The sequence below is a fragment of the Desulfonatronum thiodismutans genome, assembly GCF_000717475.1.
In the GTDB taxonomy this organism is placed as follows: domain Bacteria; phylum Desulfobacterota; class Desulfovibrionia; order Desulfovibrionales; family Desulfonatronaceae; genus Desulfonatronum; species Desulfonatronum thiodismutans.
Genome location: NZ_JPIK01000012.1, coordinates 267633 through 288208, shown reverse-complemented (window position 1 = coordinate 288208; position 20576 = coordinate 267633). Strand labels below are relative to the sequence as shown.

Annotated in this window: 20 protein-coding genes; 16 read left to right on the top strand and 4 right to left on the bottom strand. The window is 61.0% G+C overall.

What is annotated here, in order from left to right; translation table 11 throughout:
- Positions 1-256 precede the first annotated feature (256 nt).
- The gene (locus GY33_RS0109870; protein ID WP_031387179.1) at positions 257-1225 is read right to left on the bottom strand and encodes a hypothetical protein; all 969 of its coding nucleotides are present in this window, start codon (positions 1223-1225) and stop codon (positions 257-259) included.
- Positions 1222-2037, bottom strand: coding sequence for a class I SAM-dependent methyltransferase (locus tag GY33_RS0109865; protein WP_031387178.1), 816 nt, complete (start codon positions 2035-2037; stop codon positions 1222-1224). The genes GY33_RS0109870 and GY33_RS0109865 overlap by 4 nt, the downstream gene beginning before the upstream one ends.
- A 129-nt stretch (positions 2038-2166) precedes the next feature.
- On the opposite strand from GY33_RS0109865, the gene GY33_RS0109860 reads away from it, so the two are divergent.
- The 10 genes from GY33_RS0109860 to GY33_RS19135 all read left to right on the top strand — a co-directional run bounded on the left by GY33_RS0109860 (position 2167) and on the right by GY33_RS19135 (position 14080).
- The gene (locus tag GY33_RS0109860) at positions 2167-3708 is read left to right on the top strand and encodes an ABC transporter substrate-binding protein (protein WP_051822488.1); all 1542 of its coding nucleotides are present in this window, start codon (positions 2167-2169) and stop codon (positions 3706-3708) included.
- A 26-nt stretch (positions 3709-3734) separates the two neighbouring features.
- On the top strand, positions 3735-4448 hold the full coding sequence (locus GY33_RS19800; protein WP_161788463.1) for a class I SAM-dependent methyltransferase: 714 nt from the start codon (positions 3735-3737) through the stop codon (positions 4446-4448).
- 7 nt (positions 4449-4455) lie between these two features.
- Positions 4456-5403, top strand: a complete 948-nt coding sequence (locus tag GY33_RS0109850) for an ABC transporter permease (protein ID WP_031387175.1) — start codon at positions 4456-4458, stop codon at positions 5401-5403.
- Positions 5384-6238 (top strand): ABC transporter permease, encoded by an 855-nt coding sequence (locus tag GY33_RS0109845; protein ID WP_051822486.1) that lies wholly within the window; start codon positions 5384-5386, stop codon positions 6236-6238. The genes GY33_RS0109850 and GY33_RS0109845 overlap by 20 nt, the downstream gene beginning before the upstream one ends.
- On the top strand, positions 6226-7164 hold the full coding sequence (locus GY33_RS0109840) for an ABC transporter ATP-binding protein (protein ID WP_152555155.1): 939 nt from the start codon (positions 6226-6228) through the stop codon (positions 7162-7164). Before GY33_RS0109845 ends, GY33_RS0109840 begins: the two co-directional genes overlap by 13 nt.
- On the top strand, positions 7149-8168 hold the full coding sequence (locus GY33_RS0109835; protein WP_051822485.1) for an oligopeptide/dipeptide ABC transporter ATP-binding protein: 1020 nt from the start codon (positions 7149-7151) through the stop codon (positions 8166-8168). Before GY33_RS0109840 ends, GY33_RS0109835 begins: the two co-directional genes overlap by 16 nt.
- 275 nt (positions 8169-8443) lie before the next feature.
- On the top strand, positions 8444-9211 hold the full coding sequence (locus GY33_RS0109830) for a tRNA lysidine(34) synthetase (RefSeq protein WP_031387171.1): 768 nt from the start codon (positions 8444-8446) through the stop codon (positions 9209-9211).
- 297 nt (positions 9212-9508) lie between these two features.
- Complete coding sequence (locus GY33_RS0109825) at positions 9509-10414, top strand: M23 family metallopeptidase (protein WP_031387170.1); 906 nt, start codon at positions 9509-9511, stop codon at positions 10412-10414.
- A 366-nt stretch (positions 10415-10780) separates the two neighbouring features.
- The gene (locus GY33_RS0109820) at positions 10781-11773 is read left to right on the top strand and encodes a TAXI family TRAP transporter solute-binding subunit (protein WP_235185500.1); all 993 of its coding nucleotides are present in this window, start codon (positions 10781-10783) and stop codon (positions 11771-11773) included.
- A 261-nt stretch (positions 11774-12034) separates the two neighbouring features.
- On the top strand, positions 12035-14080 hold the full coding sequence (locus GY33_RS19135) for a TRAP transporter permease (RefSeq protein WP_084185042.1): 2046 nt from the start codon (positions 12035-12037) through the stop codon (positions 14078-14080).
- A gap of 94 nt (positions 14081-14174) precedes the next feature.
- Here the strand turns inward: GY33_RS19135 and GY33_RS0109810 are convergent, their stop codons facing one another.
- Both GY33_RS0109810 and GY33_RS0109805 read right to left on the bottom strand, forming a co-directional pair.
- Positions 14175-14639, bottom strand: a complete 465-nt coding sequence (locus GY33_RS0109810) for a tRNA (cytidine(34)-2'-O)-methyltransferase (protein WP_031387167.1) — start codon at positions 14637-14639, stop codon at positions 14175-14177.
- Between the two features lie 7 nt (positions 14640-14646).
- A complete protein-coding gene (locus GY33_RS0109805; protein WP_051822484.1) occupies positions 14647-15558 on the bottom strand; it encodes an SEL1-like repeat protein in 912 nt (303 codons plus the stop codon).
- 330 nt (positions 15559-15888) lie between these two features.
- On the opposite strand from GY33_RS0109805, the gene GY33_RS0109800 reads away from it, so the two are divergent.
- The 6 genes from GY33_RS0109800 (at position 15889) to GY33_RS0109775 (ending at position 20562) form a co-directional block, all read left to right on the top strand.
- Complete coding sequence (locus GY33_RS0109800; RefSeq protein WP_031387165.1) at positions 15889-16449, top strand: GAF domain-containing protein; 561 nt, start codon at positions 15889-15891, stop codon at positions 16447-16449.
- 82 nt (positions 16450-16531) lie between these two features.
- On the top strand, positions 16532-17551 hold the full coding sequence (gene gap / locus GY33_RS0109795; RefSeq protein ID WP_031387164.1) for a type I glyceraldehyde-3-phosphate dehydrogenase: 1020 nt from the start codon (positions 16532-16534) through the stop codon (positions 17549-17551).
- A gap of 194 nt (positions 17552-17745) precedes the next feature.
- The gene (locus GY33_RS0109790; protein ID WP_031387163.1) at positions 17746-19143 is read left to right on the top strand and encodes a DUF4139 domain-containing protein; all 1398 of its coding nucleotides are present in this window, start codon (positions 17746-17748) and stop codon (positions 19141-19143) included.
- 15 nt (positions 19144-19158) lie between these two features.
- Complete coding sequence (locus tag GY33_RS0109785) at positions 19159-19662, top strand: EVE domain-containing protein (protein WP_031387162.1); 504 nt, start codon at positions 19159-19161, stop codon at positions 19660-19662.
- A complete protein-coding gene (locus GY33_RS0109780) occupies positions 19659-20147 on the top strand; it encodes a hypothetical protein (RefSeq protein ID WP_035271735.1) in 489 nt (162 codons plus the stop codon). The genes GY33_RS0109785 and GY33_RS0109780 overlap by 4 nt, the downstream gene beginning before the upstream one ends.
- 145 nt (positions 20148-20292) lie before the next feature.
- A complete protein-coding gene (locus tag GY33_RS0109775; protein ID WP_031387160.1) occupies positions 20293-20562 on the top strand; it encodes a hypothetical protein in 270 nt (89 codons plus the stop codon).
- Positions 20563-20576: the final 14 nt, after the last annotated feature.

Sequence of the window (20576 nt, the reverse complement as noted above, 5' to 3'; positions counted from 1 at the left end):
CAAGAGGCGTTTGATCGTTCCAACCCGTCGCGACCAATGGGGAATCCGATTATGGCCTACAACCTAAAACCATCACCGTGTAAGTTGGCGAGGGGCTCTTCGTGGAGTCATATTAAATACCCTTCGTCACCGAGTACATCACCGCGTTCGTCGGCCTGAGCATGATTCTGTTTTTATACAGATCGTGGGTGCAGTTCGAAAGGAAGGCTAAGCCACAAAGCGCTGGTTGGCCATCACGTTTTGCGACGTCGCAACGTCACACCACCAAGCAACAGGCCACGGCCAAGGCGACCACCAGGCTGGGAACCCGGACCGCCAGGCTGGAGAAGGTGATCCTGGTGCCGAAGCGTGGGCCGAAGACCGCCGCGTTGGCTGGCAGGAAATAGGAAAAGGCCGAGAAAAAGGCGTGCCCGATGGCGGCGATCATCAGCACCTTCGGGATTTGGGCATGCACCAACAGCCCGTCGTTCAGACAGGCGATGGCCGTGGCGAACCCGCCCATGACGCTGGGCAGGGCCGTGACGGTCACCAGCGCCCCGGCGGGTGACAGGCCGAACAGCAAAAGCATGTCCCCGACGCCGTCCATCAGGGCGCGGGCCGACGAGAGAGATAAAAGGATCTGCACCGCGAAGATGCACGGCACGAACACCCCCGCAATACTCCGAAACTGGAGCAGGCCGGTGCGGAGCACGGTCTTCCATCCGGGCCGGAGTGGCTCGCCGGGCAAGCCCGGCGTCGTGGTAGCGGCGGATTCCGGGTATCGCCTAGCGGTCATGCGGGTCAGGACCACGCCGGAGAGAAAAATGAGCACGCTGGCCAACACGTAGAGACTGATCACGATACCGGCGGTCATGACTCCGAAACCCGGAAAGAGCACGGGGGCGGTGTAGAAAATGTAGAAATGCATGCTGGCGGGCAGCCAGCCCACGAGGTAGATGCCCAGAATCATGCGTCTCTGGACAATTCCCCTGTGCAGCAGCGAGGCCAGATAGGCGTTGGCCGAATGAAAACTCAGGAAGCACAGGGCGAGATACAGGGCAATCGGTTCGCGCAGCCGGCCCAGGCTGGCCAGACGGGCCAGGGGCATGAACAGCGCCCCGCACTTGAGCCCGAACCTGGAGTTGGCAAAGGCGCTGCCGGCCAGACACCCCGCCAGCATGGTCGGCAGGACCGCGAGACAAAGGCCAAAGGCCTGCTCGGCTCCAGCCAGGATTTCCCGGGTCACACCAGTCCTGAGCGTTTATCCCACCACATCACGGCCATGACCGAAGGCACTTCATAGAGGCCCTCCCTGGCCCGCTGATGCACGTGGTCCTGGATCACCGCGAGATCTTCCGCGGTGGGAACGCGGTACTTGCCCAGCACCAGCTTCCACATGCTCAGGGCCGAATCCACGGATCGGCGCATGGCATGGGGGATCATCCGTACATTGGGTCGGTATCCCTCAGCGTAGAGGAGGTTGTACAGATAGGGAAAGCGGTCCGTGCAATCCGCCTCAATACCAAAGGCCTTGTACATCCGGCCCTGGACCTGATCGTCGAACCCCGCGGTATCCGCCAGGCAGGCTCCTTTGCGGCTCGATGCGTCCATGAAGCGGACCACTTCCAGCATGTCCGGGAACTGCCAGGAGGCATGGCACATCAACGTGAAGTCGAAAGAGTTCTCGGGAATGTCGCCCATGGCCTCTTCCAGGGTCCGGCGACGGATTTCAATGTTCGTCAAACCGTGGGTCTTGGCATTTTCCGCGAGCCGGTCGGCCATCCGCCGCGCGGGCTCGATGGCCACTACCTCTGCGCAGCGCGAGGCCAGAGGCAGGGTCACGGCGCCCACCCCGGAGGCGATCTCCAGCACTCTGCTCTCAGAACCGAACATGTCGGCCTGGATCAGAACATCCGCCATTATCTTTCCGTAGGCAAACTCGCTGGTACGGATGAAGTCGTCATAGTCGTCCGCGCGCTCGTTCCAGTAGCCGACATGGCTGATGCTGCTCATCCGCGCAACCGCATCCTTCCAGGCGCTTTTCCAGTCGATATTCATGATTGTTTACCTCATTTTGCGTCTCGTAATCATTTTTTATTCAATCCAGCCAAGACGGCCTTGCACAATGGCACGATTGCGAATACTATGCAACACAATTTCGCCTAAATGCAAACAGGAGATTGTAAAATGCAACAGTATTTGTATCGCGTGCTACTACTGATTGCCGTCGTGTTCAGCCTGACCGTCGGATTTGCCTCGGCCGCTGAAAAGACCCTGCGTGTTGGCGCGCAGTGGGCCACGAGAACCATGGATCCGCAAGTCGACGGTTATCTGTTCACCCGCCTGGGCGTGGTTGAAGGGTTGACCGCCGTGGACGACAAGCTCAACGTGCTTCCCAATCTGGCCACGGAATGGAAAGTCAGCGACGACAAACTGACCTGGACCTTCACCCTGCGCGACGGGGTGTCTTTCCATGACGGCACCCTTTTGACGGCCCCGGTTTACCTGAAGGCCCTGCAACGGCTGATGGAGAAAGGAGCACTGCTGAAGAACGTCCCGCTGGAGACGATTGAGGCCCCGGACGACGCGACGCTGATCTTCAGGACCTCCAAGCCCTTTTCGCCGCTGGCGGCCTATCTGGCCAGGGGCGAAGCCGGCGCCTTGGCCCCGGCATCCTTCGACGCCGCCGGCGAAGTCATCAAGCCTTTAGGCACGGGCGTCTTCATGGTCGATTCCTGGGAACTCCGGGAGAACGTGGTCGTCGTTCCCCATCCATCCCATTGGGGGACGGTCAAACCCAAGGTGGACAGGGTTGTGTACAGAGTGGTTCCGGAAGCCCTGACCCGCCTGGCCATGCTCCGGGGCGGCGAACTGGACGTGGCCATGATCATGCCCGCCGATGCCGCGCGCTCCCTGGCCAATTCCAAGGACTTCACCATCCACGCCATGCCCATCGGCCGTTGCCGGATGATGTCCTTCAATCTCACCCGGGAACCATTTTCCGATCCACTGGCGCGCAAGGCGCTCAACCTGGCTCTGAATCGCCAGGAAATCGTTGACGCGATTCTCGACGGCATCGGCGAACCGGCCCGGACCCTTTTCCCTTCACAGATCATGTGGGCCAACGCGGAACTTGACGGTTTTGAGCACGACCCGGCGACCGCCAGGGAACTCCTGGCCCAGGCAGGTTGGAAAGAAGCAAACAAGGACGGAATCCTGGAAAAGGACGGCAAACCCCTGCGCGTCAGGCTCGTGACCTACCCGGAACGCGCGGAGCTGCCGCCCATGGCCGAGGTCATCCAGCAGCAACTGGCCAAAGTCGGCATGGCCGCGGACATCGTCTCCCTGCAGGTCAATGCGGCGGAACAGACCAGAAATGCCGGGGACTTCGATCTGTACTTGATGGGGAGAGGACTGCTTTTTGTGCCTGATCCGGACGACAATCTAATGCTGGATTACTTCTCCGAAAACACGGCCAAGGACGGCTGGGGGGCGTTCCGCTACAACAATCCCCGCATGGACGAGCTGCTCCTGGCGGCCAGGACGACCTTTGATCAAGGTGAGCGAAAAAAGATCTATGACGAAGTGCAAATCATCCTTGAGCAGGACATGCCCATGGCTTACCTGAACTACTATGTGAACATCGACCTGGTCTCCAACAGGGTCTCCGGCTACAGGATGCACACCATTGAGCACACTTTGGGCCTGGAACACGTGGGGTTGCGTTGATGTCGCACCAGGAAGTCAAACAATTCATGCGCTCGGAGCGCTGGAACGCTTCCAACGCCAAGGCCTACGACGCCTACCGGTTTCTTTCCAAGGACCAGGGTTGGCGAAATCTGCTTCGGGGCATGCTCCAGGGCGTGCCTTCCGGCGCGACGGTTTTGGAGATGGGGGCGGGAACGGGCTTCATCACGTCGATCCTGGCCGCGGAAGGATACCAGGTGCTGGGCTTTGACTTGTCCGAGGACATGCTCGACCGGGCCAGGCAGAATCTGGCCGACAGGGGCCTGAGCGACCGGGTCAGCCTCCGGCAGGGCGACGCCGAATCCGTGGACCTGCCCGATTCCACCGTGGACGCCGTGGTCAGCCGCTGGGTGCTCTGGACCCTGCCGCGCCCTCGCCTGGCCATTGCCGAGGCGGCCCGTGTGCTCAAGCCCGGCGGCATCGCCGCGTTCATCGACGGCCGGGTTTTGAGCCAGGGGTGGGCGGCGCGCTGGCGGGGTCAGCTTACGGACTATTTCCTGACCGGAAGAAAACCGGGCTGGCGGGATGCGTGCTACGCCAACTTCGACGACAAACTGCCGCGCATCAGCGCCGAGGAAGTTGCCGAATGCCTGACGGAACAGGGCCTTGAGGTGCGCGAGGTGGACACCGATGTGGACCGGATCACCGACGGCCCGGTCCGGAGCTGGCTCATGGGCGGCGGCTGGACGTCGCATGCCGTGAGCGCCGTTAAACCGATATGATCACGATATGATCGGATTTCTGGCGCGCAGGCTGCTGGCCATGATCCCGGTGCTCTTCGGGGTCAGCCTGCTGGCCTTTTTCGCCCTGCTCATGAGTCCCGGCGATGTGGCCACCATCACCCTGGCCGCCAAGACGGGCATCGAAACCCCTTCGCAAGAGGCCATCGAGGCGCAGCGACGGGAACTGCGCCTGGACGCTCCGCTGCACGTGCAATACGTGAGTTGGCTGGGGAGAGTGCTTACCGGCGACCTGGGCCATTCCTATCTGACCGGCCGCCCGGTGACCCGTGAGCTGGCGCGGGTGTTTCCAGCCACAGCGGCCCTGGCGTGCTTGTCCTTGGCAGTGGTCCTGCTGCTGGCCGTGCCCATTGGAGTGGTTGCCGCCCGCCATCGGGGGCGGCCTTTGGACCGGGCGGCCTTGGCCGGGTCCCTGTTCCTCAGTTGCGTTCCGGATTTTTTTCTGGGCCTGATCCTCATCGTGGTGTTCTCCATATCCCTGGGCCTGACCCCTGTGGCCGGATTCACCGATATGCGGGGCATCATTCTGCCGGCCCTGACCCTGGGACTGGCCAATGCGGCCATTTCCGCGCGTCTGATGCGAGCCGGCATGATTCAGGCTCTGGAAGAAAAACACCTGTTGGCGGCCAAGGCCAGAGGGCTCACCCGGCGCGTGGTCGTCTGGAAACACGCCTTGCGCCAGGCTCTGGTCCCCTTGAGCAGCTACGTTGGAACCCAGTTCGGCTATTTTTTCGGAGGGGCCGTGGTGGTGGAGGTCATTTTCGTTTGGCCGGGGCTGGGGCGCCTGCTGGTGGATTCCGTCAATTCCAGGGACATCTTCGTTGTCCAGGGTTGTGTTTTGGCCATTACCGCGATCTACGTCCTGATCAACCTGGGGGTCGATATCCTGCAATGGATCCTGGACCCGAGAACGCGACATGTCGAAGCCGTCCACTGACGCCCGCTCCGCCGGTTTCCTCGGTTTTGCCATGGGTTGCACGCTTCTGGCTCTCCTGCTGCTGGCCGGTTTTTTCGCCTCCTGGATCGCTCCCCACGCCCCCCAGGAGCAATACCTGTCCAAACGCCTCAGCGGCCCCTCAAAGGAATTCCCCTTGGGTACGGACAGCCTGGGACGGTGCGTGGCCAGCCGACTGCTCTACGGCATCAAGCCGACCATCGGACTGGCCGGCGCCATTACCGTGGGCTGCCTGCTGGTGGGCGTGACCGTCGGACTGGCCGCGGTGCTCGTGCGTGGCATGGATGGGTTCTTGATGCGCACGACGGACTGCTTCTTTTCCTTTCCGACCATGGTCCTGGTTCTGGTGATCGTCGGCATTCTGGGACCGAGCCCGGGCAGCATCGCCCTGGCCCTGATCCTTCCGGGCTGGCCCAAGTACGCCCGGGTGGTTCGCAACTCGGCCCTGAGCATCAGCCAACGCACCTTCGTGGAAGCCACGCGGGCCATCGGCGCCGGCCGCTGGTACCTGATCCGGCGCTGCTACCTGCCCAACCTGCTCGAACCCATCGGAGCCATCGCCACCATCGGCATGGGCCAACGCATCGTGAGCATCGCCGGACTAGGCATGCTGGGCCTCGGCGTCCCCCCGCCCACGCCGGAATGGGGCGGGATGCTCCAGAAAGGACTGACCGTGTTGCCCATCGCCCCGCATATCGCGCTCTCCGCCGGCGGAGCCATTGTCCTGGCCACCCTGGCATTCACCCTTGTCGGCGACGGCCTGCGGGACGTGCTCAGTCCCGGTCGCCCGGCTGGGGAGGAATTGTGGCTGAGGTGATCATGTCCCTGCTGAATGTCCGGGATCTCTTCGTGCATTTCCCCACTCGAGAGGGCGTGGTCCGCGCCGTGGACGGCGTGAGTCTGGATATTGCCCCCGGCGAGACCTGGTGTCTGCTTGGCGAGTCCGGTTGCGGCAAGTCCGTGGTGGCTTTGAGCCTGTTGCGCCTGTTGCCTGGTTCGGCCAGGGTGCGAGGCGCTATTCGATTTGAGAACCACGATGTCCTGAGTATCCGGGAAAAGGAGATGGAGCGGCTGCGCGGCGGGGGCATGGCCATGATTTTCGAACAGCCGGCCGGCTATCTCGCGCCCGCGTTTACGGTGGGCGAACAGATCGTGGAGGCGGCCAGGGCGCATACGAGCATGGCCCATGACCAGGCCTGGGAATGGGCCCTGCACCTCCTGGAGGAAGTGCGCATCCCCGAACCCGCCAAACGCGCCCGCCAATATCCCCATGAACTTTCCGGGGGCATGCAGCAACGGGTGATGATCGCCATTGCTCTGGCCCGAAAACCCAGGCTGCTCATCGCCGACGAGCCCACCACCTCCCTGGACCTGGTCATGCAGGCCCAGATCATCGAACTGCTGCATGAAACCGTCAGTCGCGGCAAATGCGCCCTGCTGCTCATCACCCACGACTGCGACGTGGCCAGAACCCTGTGCGCCAATACGGCCGTGATGTACGCGGGGCAGCTTTTGGAGACGGGAACCACCGACGCTGTCTTCACTTCACCACGCCACCCCTACACCCAGGCCCTGTTCGGCGCCCTTTCGGGCTCGGAACCCCATCCCATCCCCGGCAGCGCTCCGAGCATGATCAATTATCCCCAGGGCTGCCGCTTCCAGCCGCGCTGTTCCAAGTCCCTGAAGCAGTGCCTTCATCAACCGCTGGACATCCGGGAGGGCTGTCGATGCCATCTGGCCTGAACCCCCATGCCGGGACGCTTCTTCAACTGGAAGGCGTGGTCAAGCGCTTCCAGTCCGGGCTGTTCCGCCGTCGGACCACCGTGGCCGTGGACGGCGTGAGCCTCAGCCTGGAGGCCGGCGATTCCCTGGCCATTCTGGGGGAGTCGGGCTCCGGCAAGAGCACCCTGGGGCGGCTCATTGCCCGTCTGATACCGCCAACGCGAGGTCGCATCCTGTTTCAGGGCCAAGACCTGCGCTCCCTGAACGGCGCCGGCCCGACCTTCAGACGCGACGTGCAGATGATCTTCCAGGATGCCGACGGTTCGCTGAATCCACGCCTGACCATCAAACAGCTGCTGCTTGAACCCTTGCTCGTGCATGGACTCTCATCCAGCGCCATGGCCAATGGGGGGCATAGGGGAAGCAACGGGAACAATGCGGGCAAGGAGTCCGGCGAGCCCGAGCGGTTGCTCGATCTCGCCGGACTCTCACCCGAAATCCTCTCCCGTCGGCCCAGCGAGATATCCGGAGGGCAACGCCAACGCATCGGCATCCTCCGAGCCCTGTCCCTGTCCCCAAAGCTCATCGTGGCCGACGAGCCCCTGGCCTCCCTGGACCGTTCGGTTCAGGCGCACATTCTCTGCCTGATGCGCCAGGCCCAGGAACGAAGCAACGTCGCCTACGTCTACATCTCCCACGACATCGCGACCCTGCGCCTCATCGCCAGGCGGGTGGCGGTCATTTACAAGGGTCAAATCATGGAAAGCGGCGACGTCCATGCCGTGCTCGATGCGCCGGTCCATCCGTATACCCGCCGCCTGATCGCCTCGGACCCTTCGCGGCTGGTGTTGAGATCAAAGCGCCCGGCACCGGCCGGTGCCGGGCGGGCCGCGCCCGCCTCGTCCGGCCAAAACCATGGATGCGGTTACGCCCCCTTGTGCCCGGAAGCCTGCTCCGACTGCACCCGCATTCGGCCCGAACTGAAGCCGGTCAAAGGCAGAGAGGTCGCCTGCCTCCTGACATAGCGAAATTGATGGTCCGCATATTGGCGGAGTAACTACTCACCTGCGTTCCGGCTTGTCTTGCCGTGAAAACGTGCTGAGTAGTTACTTGGCGGAAAGAGTATCCTCAAATCCAACATGCCTGGGGACGTCCAGGAAATATTGTACCGGCTGAAGGCCGAAAATGCTTTGTGAGCGTAAAGGATGCTGTTGCCGATCTTATGGAAAATGGGTACCAACCGACGCTTTTAACCATTGACCGTCGTCTTCCCCTGGACCATCCCGAGTAGGAACCCCTCATGAGTCGCCTTGGAAAATTGACCTTTGCCCAGAAAAAATGTCTCGGCCCCGCCGGCCTGTTGATGCAGCGTACGGGCATGATCTGGCCTGGAGCACGGGTAGGGGTGGCCGTGTCCGGGGGGGTGGACAGTTGGGTTTTGCTGCAAGTGCTCTTGTTGCGCCAGCGCATCGTTCCGTTCCCCTTCGAGGTGATGGCCATTCACCTCAACCCCGGGTTCGACGCGACCAGCCATGCTCCGCTGGCGCCGTGGACCGCGGCGCACGGCGTGGCCCTGCACGCTGAGGTCACCGACTACGGCCCCATGGCCCACGGCCCTGAAAACCGAAAAAACTCGCCCTGCTTTCTGTGCGCCTGGCACCGGCGCAAGCGCCTCTTCGAGCTGTGCAAGCACTATGGGCTGACCCATCTGGCCCTGGGCCACAATGCCGACGACCTGGTGCAGACCTTTTTCATGAATCTGTTTCGCAACGGACGGGTGGAAGGGCTGTCGCCCAAGGAGGAGTATTTCGGCGGAGAATTGGTCCTGATTCGGCCCTTGCTGCTGCTGGAAAAGCCTACGATCCGCCGCGCCGCGGCCCAGTGGAAGCTGCAAGTGTGGAGCAACCCCTGCCCGTCGGCCACCAATAGCGAACGATCAAGAACCGAGGCCTGGCTGCGGACCGTCTTATCCCAGGATTCCGCCATGCACGGCAGCGTCTATGGGGCACTGAAACGTTGGCAGCTTGACGTGCTGCATCGAAGTCAATTAGGTGAGCATTTGCAATGACGACTCGTGAGGCACCAGCGGTCGAATGATTTCCTCTTGTCCGCCACACGAACGAATAACGGACGAACATCCGGGCTTTTTCTTTTTTCATTGCCCTCCGTTCGGATATCATCCTCGACCGAGTATGAAACTCCACCCTCCAACGCTTTCTCGTCTCAGCGCATGCCCATCAAGACCACCATTTTTCGCCGGGCAAAATGAATCAAATATGGAATAAAGCGCTTTCTTCAATGTGACATTCCCGAGGAACGCCGCCTCTTCAGCATCCAATGCACCCCAAAGCACCCCGAGAGCACAATGATTCGAAAAAAATACCAGATCCTCTTATTGAAGGATAATGCCGGCACCTGCAAGACCTTTACCCTTCGCATCTGGGTCTGCCTTCTGGTAGCCGGTATTTTTTTGTCTTCATTGGCCTTGAATACCTACTTCTACAACACGACTCTTCGAACCGACACGGCCCAAGCCAGGCTGGAACAGGCGCAGCGGGACCTGGAAAATCAGCAACGCCAGTTCATGGCCCTGACCGAAAAAATCAAGAATCTGGAGGACCAAATACTCCATGTGGCGGACTTCAACGCCAAGGTTCGGGTGATGGCCAACCTTGATCCCGGCCATGTCCCGACTACGACTCCCTTGGGCGGAGTTGAACGGATGGATTTTTCGGACCAGTACCTGACGGCCCACCGCCAGGAGCTGTTGGTCAGAAAGATGCACGGCTTCCTGGAACAGCTCCAGGCCGAGGCCAAACTCGAAGAGCTGCGCCAGGAAGAACTGCTGGCCACGTTGCGGGACAACCAGAGCTTTTTCGCATCAACTCCCTCCATCTGGCCCACCGAAGGCTGGGTCACCTCGGAGTTCGGTTATCGCCGCTCCCCGTTCACGGATCGTCGGGAGATGCACAAGGGCCTGGACATCGCCGGCCCCGTCGGAACTCCGATCTACTCCTCGGCCAATGGACGGGTACTCTCCGCTGAACGCGACGGAGCCTACGGCCTGACGGTGACCATTGACCACGGCGCGGGGATCGTCACCCTGTATGCTCATTTGCAGCAATTCGCGGTAAAGGCCGGCCAGGAAGTCAGCCGAGGCGAGCTGATCGGCTACATGGGCAACACCGGACGCACCACCGGCCCCCACCTGCACTACGAGGTCCGCCTCAACGGCATCCCCGTGGACCCCATGCGCTATATTCTGAACTGACCATCCCCCTCCTCCGGCCTCAGCCCGAACCAGCTCCGTTCGCGCCGGTTTTCCCAGCCCCCGGACAGACCGGGGGTTGCTGTCCGTCGTGACCCAAGCCTTGCGCGACGGTGTTCACCTCTACTCCTCCTTCACGAGCCTCATCTCAGCTTCAGGCTCCGCATCACTGAGAACGCGACTATCCGCGCATCCCCTTGTTCATAATTTCACGTGATCTCCTGTTTTTTCAACCCGACACGACGATCGTTTACCGGTCGATATCCTCCTTTCATGGGTGAGCCTTGACCAAAGTTCGATTCTCCATGCAAGAGTCTTCAATGGCAATCCGGGAGGAACCCCTCCCAAAACCTTCCAGCCAAGGAGAGCATGATGAAGTCGAAATTGAAGATCGTCCTGACGGGACTGGCGCTGTTGGCCCTGTGCATCGGAACCTCCCCCGCCTCGGCCCAACGCAGCACCTTTCTGGCCTTCGGCGGTGGGCCCACCGGAGGCACGTTCAACTACTTCGCCAACGGCATAGCCATTTATCTCTCCAGGGCCTTGCCCAACGTGGAAATTTCCTCCGAAGGCTCCGGCGGTTCCGGTGAAAACCTCCGCCGCCTGCATGCCGGTCAGGTGGACTTCGGCATCGTCTACTCCGGGGACGCCTATCTCGGCCGGGCCGGACAACTGCCTAACGACGACCGCCAGTACACCAACGTGAGGACCATGGGCTATTTGTACGGCGCTCCGGCCCAGTTGGTCGTGCGCGGGGATGCCGGGATCACCTCGGCCAAAGACCTGGTCGGCAAGCGCGTCGCCGTGGGCAACGCCGGTTCCGGCGCGGCCCTGGCCGCGGAGCGCTTTTTCCGCCACATGGAACTCTGGGACGACATCAGCCCGCAGTTCCTGGGCTATTCACCGGCAGCCTCGGCGTTCCGGGATGGCAAGATCGACGCCTTCTGGGTCCTCGTCGGCTACCCCAATGCCTCCATCATCGAAGCCGCGACCCAGGACAACATCGCCCTCGTTAACCTGCACCACGACGCCGAGGAAAGCGGTTTTTACGACGCCTTCCCCTTCTACGCCAAGGTCGAAATTCCAGCGGACACCTACCGCGGCCAAGGCGAGCCCGTTGTGACCTTTCAGGATTCCACCTTCTGGATGACCAACGCCGGCGTCAGCGACGACATCGTCTACGAGTCCCTGAAGATCATTTACTCTCCGGAAGGCTTGCAGCACATGGTCACGGCCCATGCCGCGGCCCGGGAAATGTCCGTCCAGGGCGCCCTGACCGGCGCTTCCGTTGCCCTGCATCCCGGGGCTTACAAGTTCTGGACCGAGCAGGGCCTGACCATTCCCGACGAACTTAAGCCCTAACAGCCCGCTGAAAAACTCCCAATCGCCGCGTCACCGCAACCAGTTCAAACTCTCACGTATGAACCAATACGCTTCGACCTTGAACTGTTTTCGCTCCTTGCGCTTGGGGTTTTTGAACGGCCTGTCGGATAAGGTTTTTTCAGCATTCAGCTAGTTCTCGCGTAACCTTACGACGACAATCCCCGGACGCCTTGAGGCGTTCCGGGGATTATTGCGTCCTTTTTGCTCTTCCCCAGTCACCCCAAGCCCGGAGACTCACGAATGACCGACCCTCAGCTCCAGGATATGTCCGCCGCCCGCAAGGAAGAACTGAAACGAATCCAGTCCAAGGACGCCAAGACCGGCCGCAAACTGACCGGTTTCTGGAAATGGCTGGTCTCCATCATGGGGCTGTGCATGGTCGTGTTCTATTTTTACGCCGCCGGGGTACGTCCGGTGGGTGACCAGTATCACCGCGGCGTATATGTTTTTCTGACGTACATCATGATCTTTCTGTCCTTCCCGTTTTGGAGGCGATCCAACCAGACCCGGCCCACGGTGGTGGACATACTGCTGGCTCTGGTCGCCGCCGGGGTGGTGGGCTACTGGATATTTGAGTTCGAAAACCTGAACTATCGCACCGGGATGGAAACCCAGATGGACATCTGGGTTTCCGTGGTGGGGATCATCATCTCCCTGGAAGTCTGCCGCCGCGTCCTGGGCTGGTCCATCACCATGGGCGGACTGCTGTTCCTGGTTTACGGCTACTTCGGACCGTATTTCCCCTCAGCCATTGCCCACCGGGGCTTCGACATCGACCGTCTGGCCCCCTATATCTATCTGACCCAGGACGGGGTGTTCGGGGTCATGGCCAGCGTCCTGGTGACCTACGTCATCCTGTTCATCTTTTTCGGCGCATTTTTGCAAAAATCCGGCGTAGGCCGTTTTTTCATCGACTGGCCTTTGGCCCTGGCCGGTCGGGCCGTGGGGGGGCCGGCCAAGGTCTGCGTCATTGCCTCGGCCTTTTTCGGCTCGGTTTCCGGATCGGCCATCGCCAACACCGTGACCACCGGGGCCTTCACCATCCCCCTGATGAAACGGGCCGGATTTCGGCCCCATGTGGCCGGGGCCATCGAACCGGCTGCATCCATCGGAGGGATGTTCATGCCGCCGATTATGGGCGCGGGCGGGTTCATCATGGCCGAGCTGACCAACACGCCCTACGTGCAGATCATGCTCATCTCCATCTTTCCGGCCATTCTGTACTTTTTATCCGTGTTCACCATGATCCACTTCGAAGCCAAGAAGCTGAACATCAAGGGGTTGGACCTGGACGACATGCCCTCGCCCTCGGCCATCTTCAAGAAACACTGGTACAAGTGTCTGCCCCTGGTGGTCATCGTGGCCATGATGCTGTACGGCTACTCTCCGGGTAACGCCGCGTTCTGGGCCACGCTGTCCTGCATCGTCATCAGCTGGTTCGATCCGGAATTCCGGATGGGGCCGAAACAGATATGGGAAGCTCTGGTCGCCGGTGCGCAAAGTACCCTGGTTATCGGGGCCACCGTGGGCGTGATCGGAATCATCGTGGGCACCATCGCCCTGAGCGGGATCGGCCTGAAGTTCTCGGACATCATCATCTCCCTGTCCGGCGGCCACCTGCTCCCGGCCCTGGTGCTCATCGCCCTGGCCTCGCTGGTCCTGGGCATGGGCGTTCCGGTCACGGCCTCGTACCTGATCGTCGCCGTGCTGGCCGTGCCCGCCCTGCACGAAATGGGCGTGGGCCTGATCGCCGGGCATATGATCGTCTACTGGTTCAGCCAGAATTCGAATATAACCCCGCCGGTCTGCGTGGCCGCCTACGCCGGCGCGGCCATAGCCGGGTCCGACCCCTGGAAGACGGGTTGGACGGCCTTCAAGTTTTCCAAGCTGCTCTACGTCATGCCGTTCCTCTTTGCCTACGAACCCGCCATGACCCTGTTCATCGGCTGGGACGAGGCAGTGGTGGGCGACTCCGGATGGACCGAAATCGCCGCGGTCTATTTCGCCGCGGCCGTCGGCACGGTGGCCTTTTCGGCCTGGTCCATGTTTTACTTGGTCAGACGCACGACCACCCTGGAATGGATTATCTTCGGCGGGGCCACCTTCCTCTGCTTTCAGCCCAACCTGCTCAGCGACGCCCTGGGCATCGGCATCGTCGTGCTCCTGGGGCTCTGGCAGCACCGCAAAAACAAGCAGGAAGAAGCCCACAAACAAGCCATGGGCACGACCTGCCCCTTTCCCACCGCCGGACAGGGCGTGGTCGGTGAAAAGACCGGAAGCGCCTGACGGCAAATCCCGCCGATCCATGCAACGTCAAACGGCCCCGGCAGCAATTGCTGCCGGGGCCGTTTGACGTTGATTCCGGCCGCTGGAATTGGCTTCACTGACCAGACGCTTCAGGCGGTATCCCGGTTTGCCGCAAAGCCTCATACAGCACGATGCCGGCGCAAGTGGAGAGGTTCAGGCTGCGCACTTGGCCCCAGATGGGCACGCGCACGCAAAGGGCGTCGTCCAACAGCAGCTCCTCGGGCAGGCCTCTGGTTTCCGGGCCGAAGACCAGGAAGTCGTTCGGCTGAAACGCGAAAAGGTGGTGCGCCGCGCCTTTCCGGGCGCTGGTGAACACCAGTCGCCCCGGCTCCTTGTTCTGGAGAAACGCGGCCCAGTCCGGCCATGTCCGGACCTGAACGTGCTCCCAATAGTCCAGCCCGGCTCGACGCAAATATCTGTCTTCAATGGAAAACCCCAACGGTTCGATGAGGTGCAGCGGGGTTTGCGTGGCCGCGCAGAGCCGGGCGATGTTACCGGTATTCGGGGGGATTTCCGGTTCGTACAGGACGATGTGCATGGCCGTCTCACTGGGCCCGTTTCCGGAGCACCCATTCTTCGGCCTGACGGCGGGCTTCGGAGATCTGGCCGGGGGTCATTTGCAGTTCGGCCAGGTGCATGGCTTCCGCGGCCTGTTCAACGCCCTGGAACAAGGCCAAAACGAACCATTTATAGGCCAGAACGTTTTCCTGAGAGACCCCCTGGCCTGTGAGATACATCAGCCCCAGGTTGAGCTGGGCCAGGGGCGACCCCTGTTCCGCGGCCATCATGTAGAAGGCCGCGGCCCGGCGCGGATTCGGCTCCACGCCGTCGCCCCGTTCCAGGAGATATCCGGCATGGTATTGGGCCGGGACGTAGCCGCTTTCCGCGGCGGCCATGAGCAGGTCCAGGGCGGTCTGAGGGTCACGATCCACGCCGTCGCCCTCCAGGTACAACTGGGCCAGATTGTACTGGGCCTCCGGGTATCCCTGTTTCGCGGCCCGAACATACCACTGCACGGCTTGGCCCTTGTCCACGGCAAAGCCCAGCCCCTCCTCGAAGAGAATGGCCAGGTTGTTCTGGGCTTCCGGATGGCCGCGCTCCGCGGCGGTCCTGTACCAGTGGGCCGCGTGCATATAATTAAGCTCCACACCGACTCCCATGGCATACATGGCTCCCAGATTCACCTGGGATTCCAGATGGCCTTGATCCGCGGCCTTGCTGAACCAGTAGAACGCCGACTCCGGGTCCCGAGGCACTCCCCGACCTTCCCCGTAAATCAATCCCAGTCGATGCTGGCATTCCACGTCCCCGGCCAAGGCCTGCTCTTGAATCCGCCCCAGATCCTGGAACGGAGCGCTTTCGGCCACGCAAAGAGGGCCAAGGAGGACGAGAAAAAGACAACACGCCAAGGTCAGGCAAAAAATCAAAGTCGTGGACGGGATCGTGCGCGTAAACATGACTTACTCCGGGAAACAGGTTGCTGTCCGTAATGTGAAGCATCTACAAAATCCCGGATCATCCGGCAATCAAGCATCGCCGTACAGCCACGCCCACACCGGTCTTTTGGCCTCGAAACCTCTCAAATTCCCTCCCCTTGCAATGCAAAAACGCCTAGACTAGTTTAAGAAAATCGTCCCCTTGTGAAGACAAAAAAACCGTGATTTCCGGGAAGGGGACGCATTGTTATAGCCAAGCGTGATGAGCGAAAAGAGGCCGCGAACGGGACGCCAGCGCCAATGTGGCCCGGTCGCATGCACGTGGACAATTCAGCAAAGGCAGGAACAGCTATGGAACCACAAGCATTTTACAAGACCATTTACAAGATCGCCAAGGTCGTCAACTCGTCGTTGGAACCCAAAGTGGTCCTCGGGCAGATCGTCGAACAGGTGGCCACGACCATGAACGCCAAGGGGTGCTTCATTCGTCTGTTGAACAGGACCGGAGAGATCCTCAAGCCGGACGCCTACTACGGATTGAGCGAACGCTACGCCCAAAAAGGCCCCGTGGAAGTGGCCAAGAGCAAGCTGGATCAGGAAGCCCTGGCCGGGAACGCCGTGTACATCGCCGACGTCCGGACCGACCCCCGTTTCCAGTACCCCCAGCAGGCCACCGAAGAAGGGCTGGTCTCCATCGTGGTGGTGCCGCTCACCGCCCAGGGCAACAAAGTCATCGGCGTCCTCCGCGTCTACGCCGGGGAAACCCGCAGTTTCACCGAGGAAGAACTGGAATTTCTGAGCTGCATCGCCAACCTGTGCGGCATCGCCTTGGAAAACGCCCGGATGTTTCACGCCCTCAAACGGGCCAGCGAACTGGCCAACGACTATATCTACCAAGTCTTCGAGGATTGATTGATAGTCCGTTGAAAAACGCCCACTTGCCCTTCCTCTTTTTTCCCCAACCCAGCAACTCGACATCCGTTCGGAGGAACGCATGAGCAAAATACGTGTCGGCATCAACGGTTTCGGCCGCATCGGGCGGCAGGTTCTCAAATCCATGTGGAAATATCATCGCGACGTCATCGAGGTCGTGGCGGTGAACGACCTGTTCGACATCAAGACCAACGCCCATCTCGTGGCCCACGACACCAGCTACGGACGCTTCGAGCCCGAAGTCCGCGTGGACGGCGACACCATGCTGGTGGGCGACGACTTCCAGGTCACCAACTTCGCCGAACGCGATCCCCGACTGATCCCTTGGGCCTCGCGCAAAGTGGACGTGGTGGTGGAGTGCACGGGCATCTTCCGCACCGGCCCCAAGGCGGCCATGCACATCGAGGCCGGAGCCAAGAAGGTGATCATTTCCGCGCCGGCCAAGGAGGAGGACATCACCATCGTCATGGGTGTGAACGAGGCCGCCTACGACCCGGCCAAGCATCATATCATCTCCAACGCCTCCTGCACCACCAACTGCCTGGCCCCCGTGGTCAAGGTCGTGCACGAGAAGTACGGCATCAGCAAGGGCACCATGACCACCATCCACGCCTACACCAACGACCAGCGCATCCTTGACCTGCCACACTCCGACCTGCGCCGGGCCAGGGCCGCGGCCTGCAACATGATCCCCACCTCCACCGGCGCGGCCAAGGCCGTGGCCCTTGTCATCCCGGAAATGGCCGGCAAGTTCTCCGGCTACTCGGTCCGCGTGCCCACCCCAACGGTCTCCCTGGTGGACTTTGTCTGCGAACTGGAAAAGGACACCACCACCGAGGACCTGCGAGCCCTGCTCAAGGCCGCGGCCGAAGGCCCCTTGAAAGGCATCCTCGGATACTCCGAGTCCCCGCTGGTCTCCTCGGACTTCATCGGCGACCCCCGCTCGTCCATCGTGGAAGCCGACTTCACCATGGTTCAGTCCGGAAACATGGCCAAAATCTACTCCTGGTACGACAACGAATGGGGCTATTCCTGCCGGGTTGGTGATCTGGTAACGTATATGGCTGAGAAGGGGTTGTGATTTGAACAGCTAAGCCAAGCTTGGAGTCGAAATCGAAATCGGTATCGAAATCGCTATCGTTGTCATTCTAGCGACTTCCTTTTTTTCTCGATTTCGATTTCGATACCGATTTCGATCATGATTCCAAGGCCACTATTGAAGCAAAGTGGAATAAGATGAAGGCGCGAAGGCAATTTCAAACACCGAGGTTCGCCATGAAAACCCTGATCACCATTTCTCTCTTCTTATGCTGCGTCCTCCTCGGCCGGACGTCCTGGGCCGAGGAGAGCACGGCCCTGACCGTCACGATCTACAACCACGGGCAGGCTTTGATTAACGAAGTCCGGGAGGTGGAACTGCCTTCGGGCTCCGGGCTGGTGGAGTTCAGCGGAGTAGCCGAGACCATCGAGGCCCCTACCTTGCAGGTCCGTTCCTTGACCGCGCCCGATGCTTTCGTCGTCCTGGACATGAACTACGAGTACGACCTGATCAGCGTAAAGAGCCTGCTGGACCGCTACGTGGGCCAGACGCTGAAGGTCGTGCTGCCCGATCCCCATGACCGCAAAGCCACGGTGCTCCGGGAGGCCGTGCTCCTGGCCAACAACGACCGGCCGATCTTCCAGGTGGACGATCAGATTTTCGTGGGCAATCATGACGCCGTGTACCTAGCCGAAATGCCCGCAGGGCTGCGACCCCGGCCGACACTGGTCTGGCTGGTGCGTAACGACGGACCGCCCCGGCAGTTTCTCGACGTCTCCTATTTGGCCGGAGGCATGAACTGGCGGGCCGACTACGTACTCAAGGTGGACCGCGACAACCAACGGGCCGCGCTGTCCGGCTGGGTGACCCTGGACAATCAGTCGGGCATGGCCTTTGACCAGGCCGCCCTGAAGCTGGTGGCCGGGGAGGTGAACGTGGTCCGCCCGGAACCCACGCTGATGCGCCGGGACATGACCCGGGCCGCGCCCATGGCCGCGGAACAGATGCAGCAGGAGGAATTCTTCGAATACCACCTCTACAGCCTGCCCCGTCCGGTGGACATCGCCAACCGCCAGACCAAGCAGGTCAGTCTGCTGCAAGCCCCGGAAATGACTCTGGACAAGAAGCTGATCGCCCGTTTCGGCGGCTATCCCAACCCAGGCCAGGGGACTATCAAACAGGGCGTGGACGTGTTTCTGACCTTCAAGAACGCCGAGGCCAATGGACTGGGTCTGCCCCTGCCCAAGGGAATTGTCCGGGCCTATCAGGAAAGCCGCGACGACAGCACCCTGTTCATCGGCGAGGACCGCATCGACCACACGCCCAGGGACGCGGACGTGGAATTGCGCATGGGCCAGGCCTTTGACGTCAACGTGGAGCGGACCATGACCGCCCATGAGCAGTTGGGCCGCAATGTGATCCGCTACACCTGGGAGATCCGGGTTCGCAACAGCAGGGACGAGCCGCAACGCATCCTGCTGGAGGACACCCTGTTCGGCGACTGGCGGATCACCTCTTCCAGCCACGACCACGAACGCCTGGACGCCCGCCGCACCCGCTTCACCCTGGACGTCCCGCCCTCCAGTAAACAGGATCAACTCCTACTGACCTATACCGTGGAAACCCGGTCCTGATCCAGCGAGACGCCCATGCCCAGCAACAACCCCAGAAACACCCCCAGGTACTGGCTCCTGAAAAGCGAACCCGGCTGCTTTTCCATCGACGACTTGGCCGCGGCCCCCGGTCAGGCCACCTTCTGGGACGGGGTGCGCAACTATCAGGCCCGGAACCTGATGCGCGAGATGCGTGTTGGGGACCAGGCCCTGTATTACCACAGCCAGACCAACCCATCCGTGGTCGGCCTGGCCGAGATCGTCCGCGAGGCCTACCCGGACCACACGGCCTGGGACCCGCAAAGCGACCACTTCGATCCCAGATCCACCCCGGACAAACCGGTCTGGGACATGGTGGACATCCGGCTGGTCCGCAAATTCACCCACCCCTTGCCCCTGCCCATGCTGCGCACCGTGGCCGACCTGGCCGGCATGGAGCTGCTGCGCAAGGGCAGTCGGCTTTCGGTCCAGCCCGTGACCGAGTCCCAGTTCGCGACCATCCTGCGGCTGGCGAAGGAAGCACAGGAGGCAAACTCATGACCCGCGAGGAACTGATCGAAAAAGCCGGGCGCATCACGCCCTCCAGTCGACAAACGGCCCGGGAATTCGAGTCCCTGGCACCGGCCCTGGCCGCGGAATTGAACCAGCGCATGTCCGCACGGGCGGACATCGACACCCTGATAGGCAAAAACAACACGGCCATGATGGAGGACAACCACCGCAACCACGCCCGGTTCATGACCTCCCTGCTCTGGCTCTACGACCCCAAAAACCTCGTGGACACCGTGCTCTGGGTTTTTCAGGCCTACCGCTCCCACGGCTTTCGACTCACCTACTGGCCGGCCCAATTGGACACATGGATGCAATTGTTGGAAGAACGGCTCTCACCCGAGGCCTACGCGGAAATCAGCCCGATTTACATTTACATGATCGTCAACCAACCTGCTTTTGCTGCTCTCAGCGAAAATACACTCCAACAATCGCGACATCCTCTCCCCGAACCGACGGGGTGCGTTCAACCGTGACGTACGCAAGCTTTGCAGCCTGGGATTTATCTTGCCTGAAACCATCCCCCATGCTAAAAAAGCAATATTTTGAATGTGCATTTCTTAAATGTTCGACCAAAAGGCATCATGCACGGACATCGAACCCTCATCGCAAGGAGGTCTTATGAGCGTGGATTCCAAGGAACTGTTGGCCAAAATTTCAGGTTTTTACCCTGAGTTGGGAAAATACGGCGTGACCATGACCACGACGTTCGACGAGGCCAAAAAGGCCTGGGTGGTCTCCCTGAAAAAAGACGGCAGCGAGCAAAAGACCCACATCGAACAGGAAGACGCCGAAAAATGTCTTCAGGGCGTCGAGTGCATCCACCTGGGCGTGCATGTCGCGGATTTCATTCGCGTCTACTGCCAGGGCGGAGAAGCCTGCAAAGTCTAATCAAAAATTGCCGT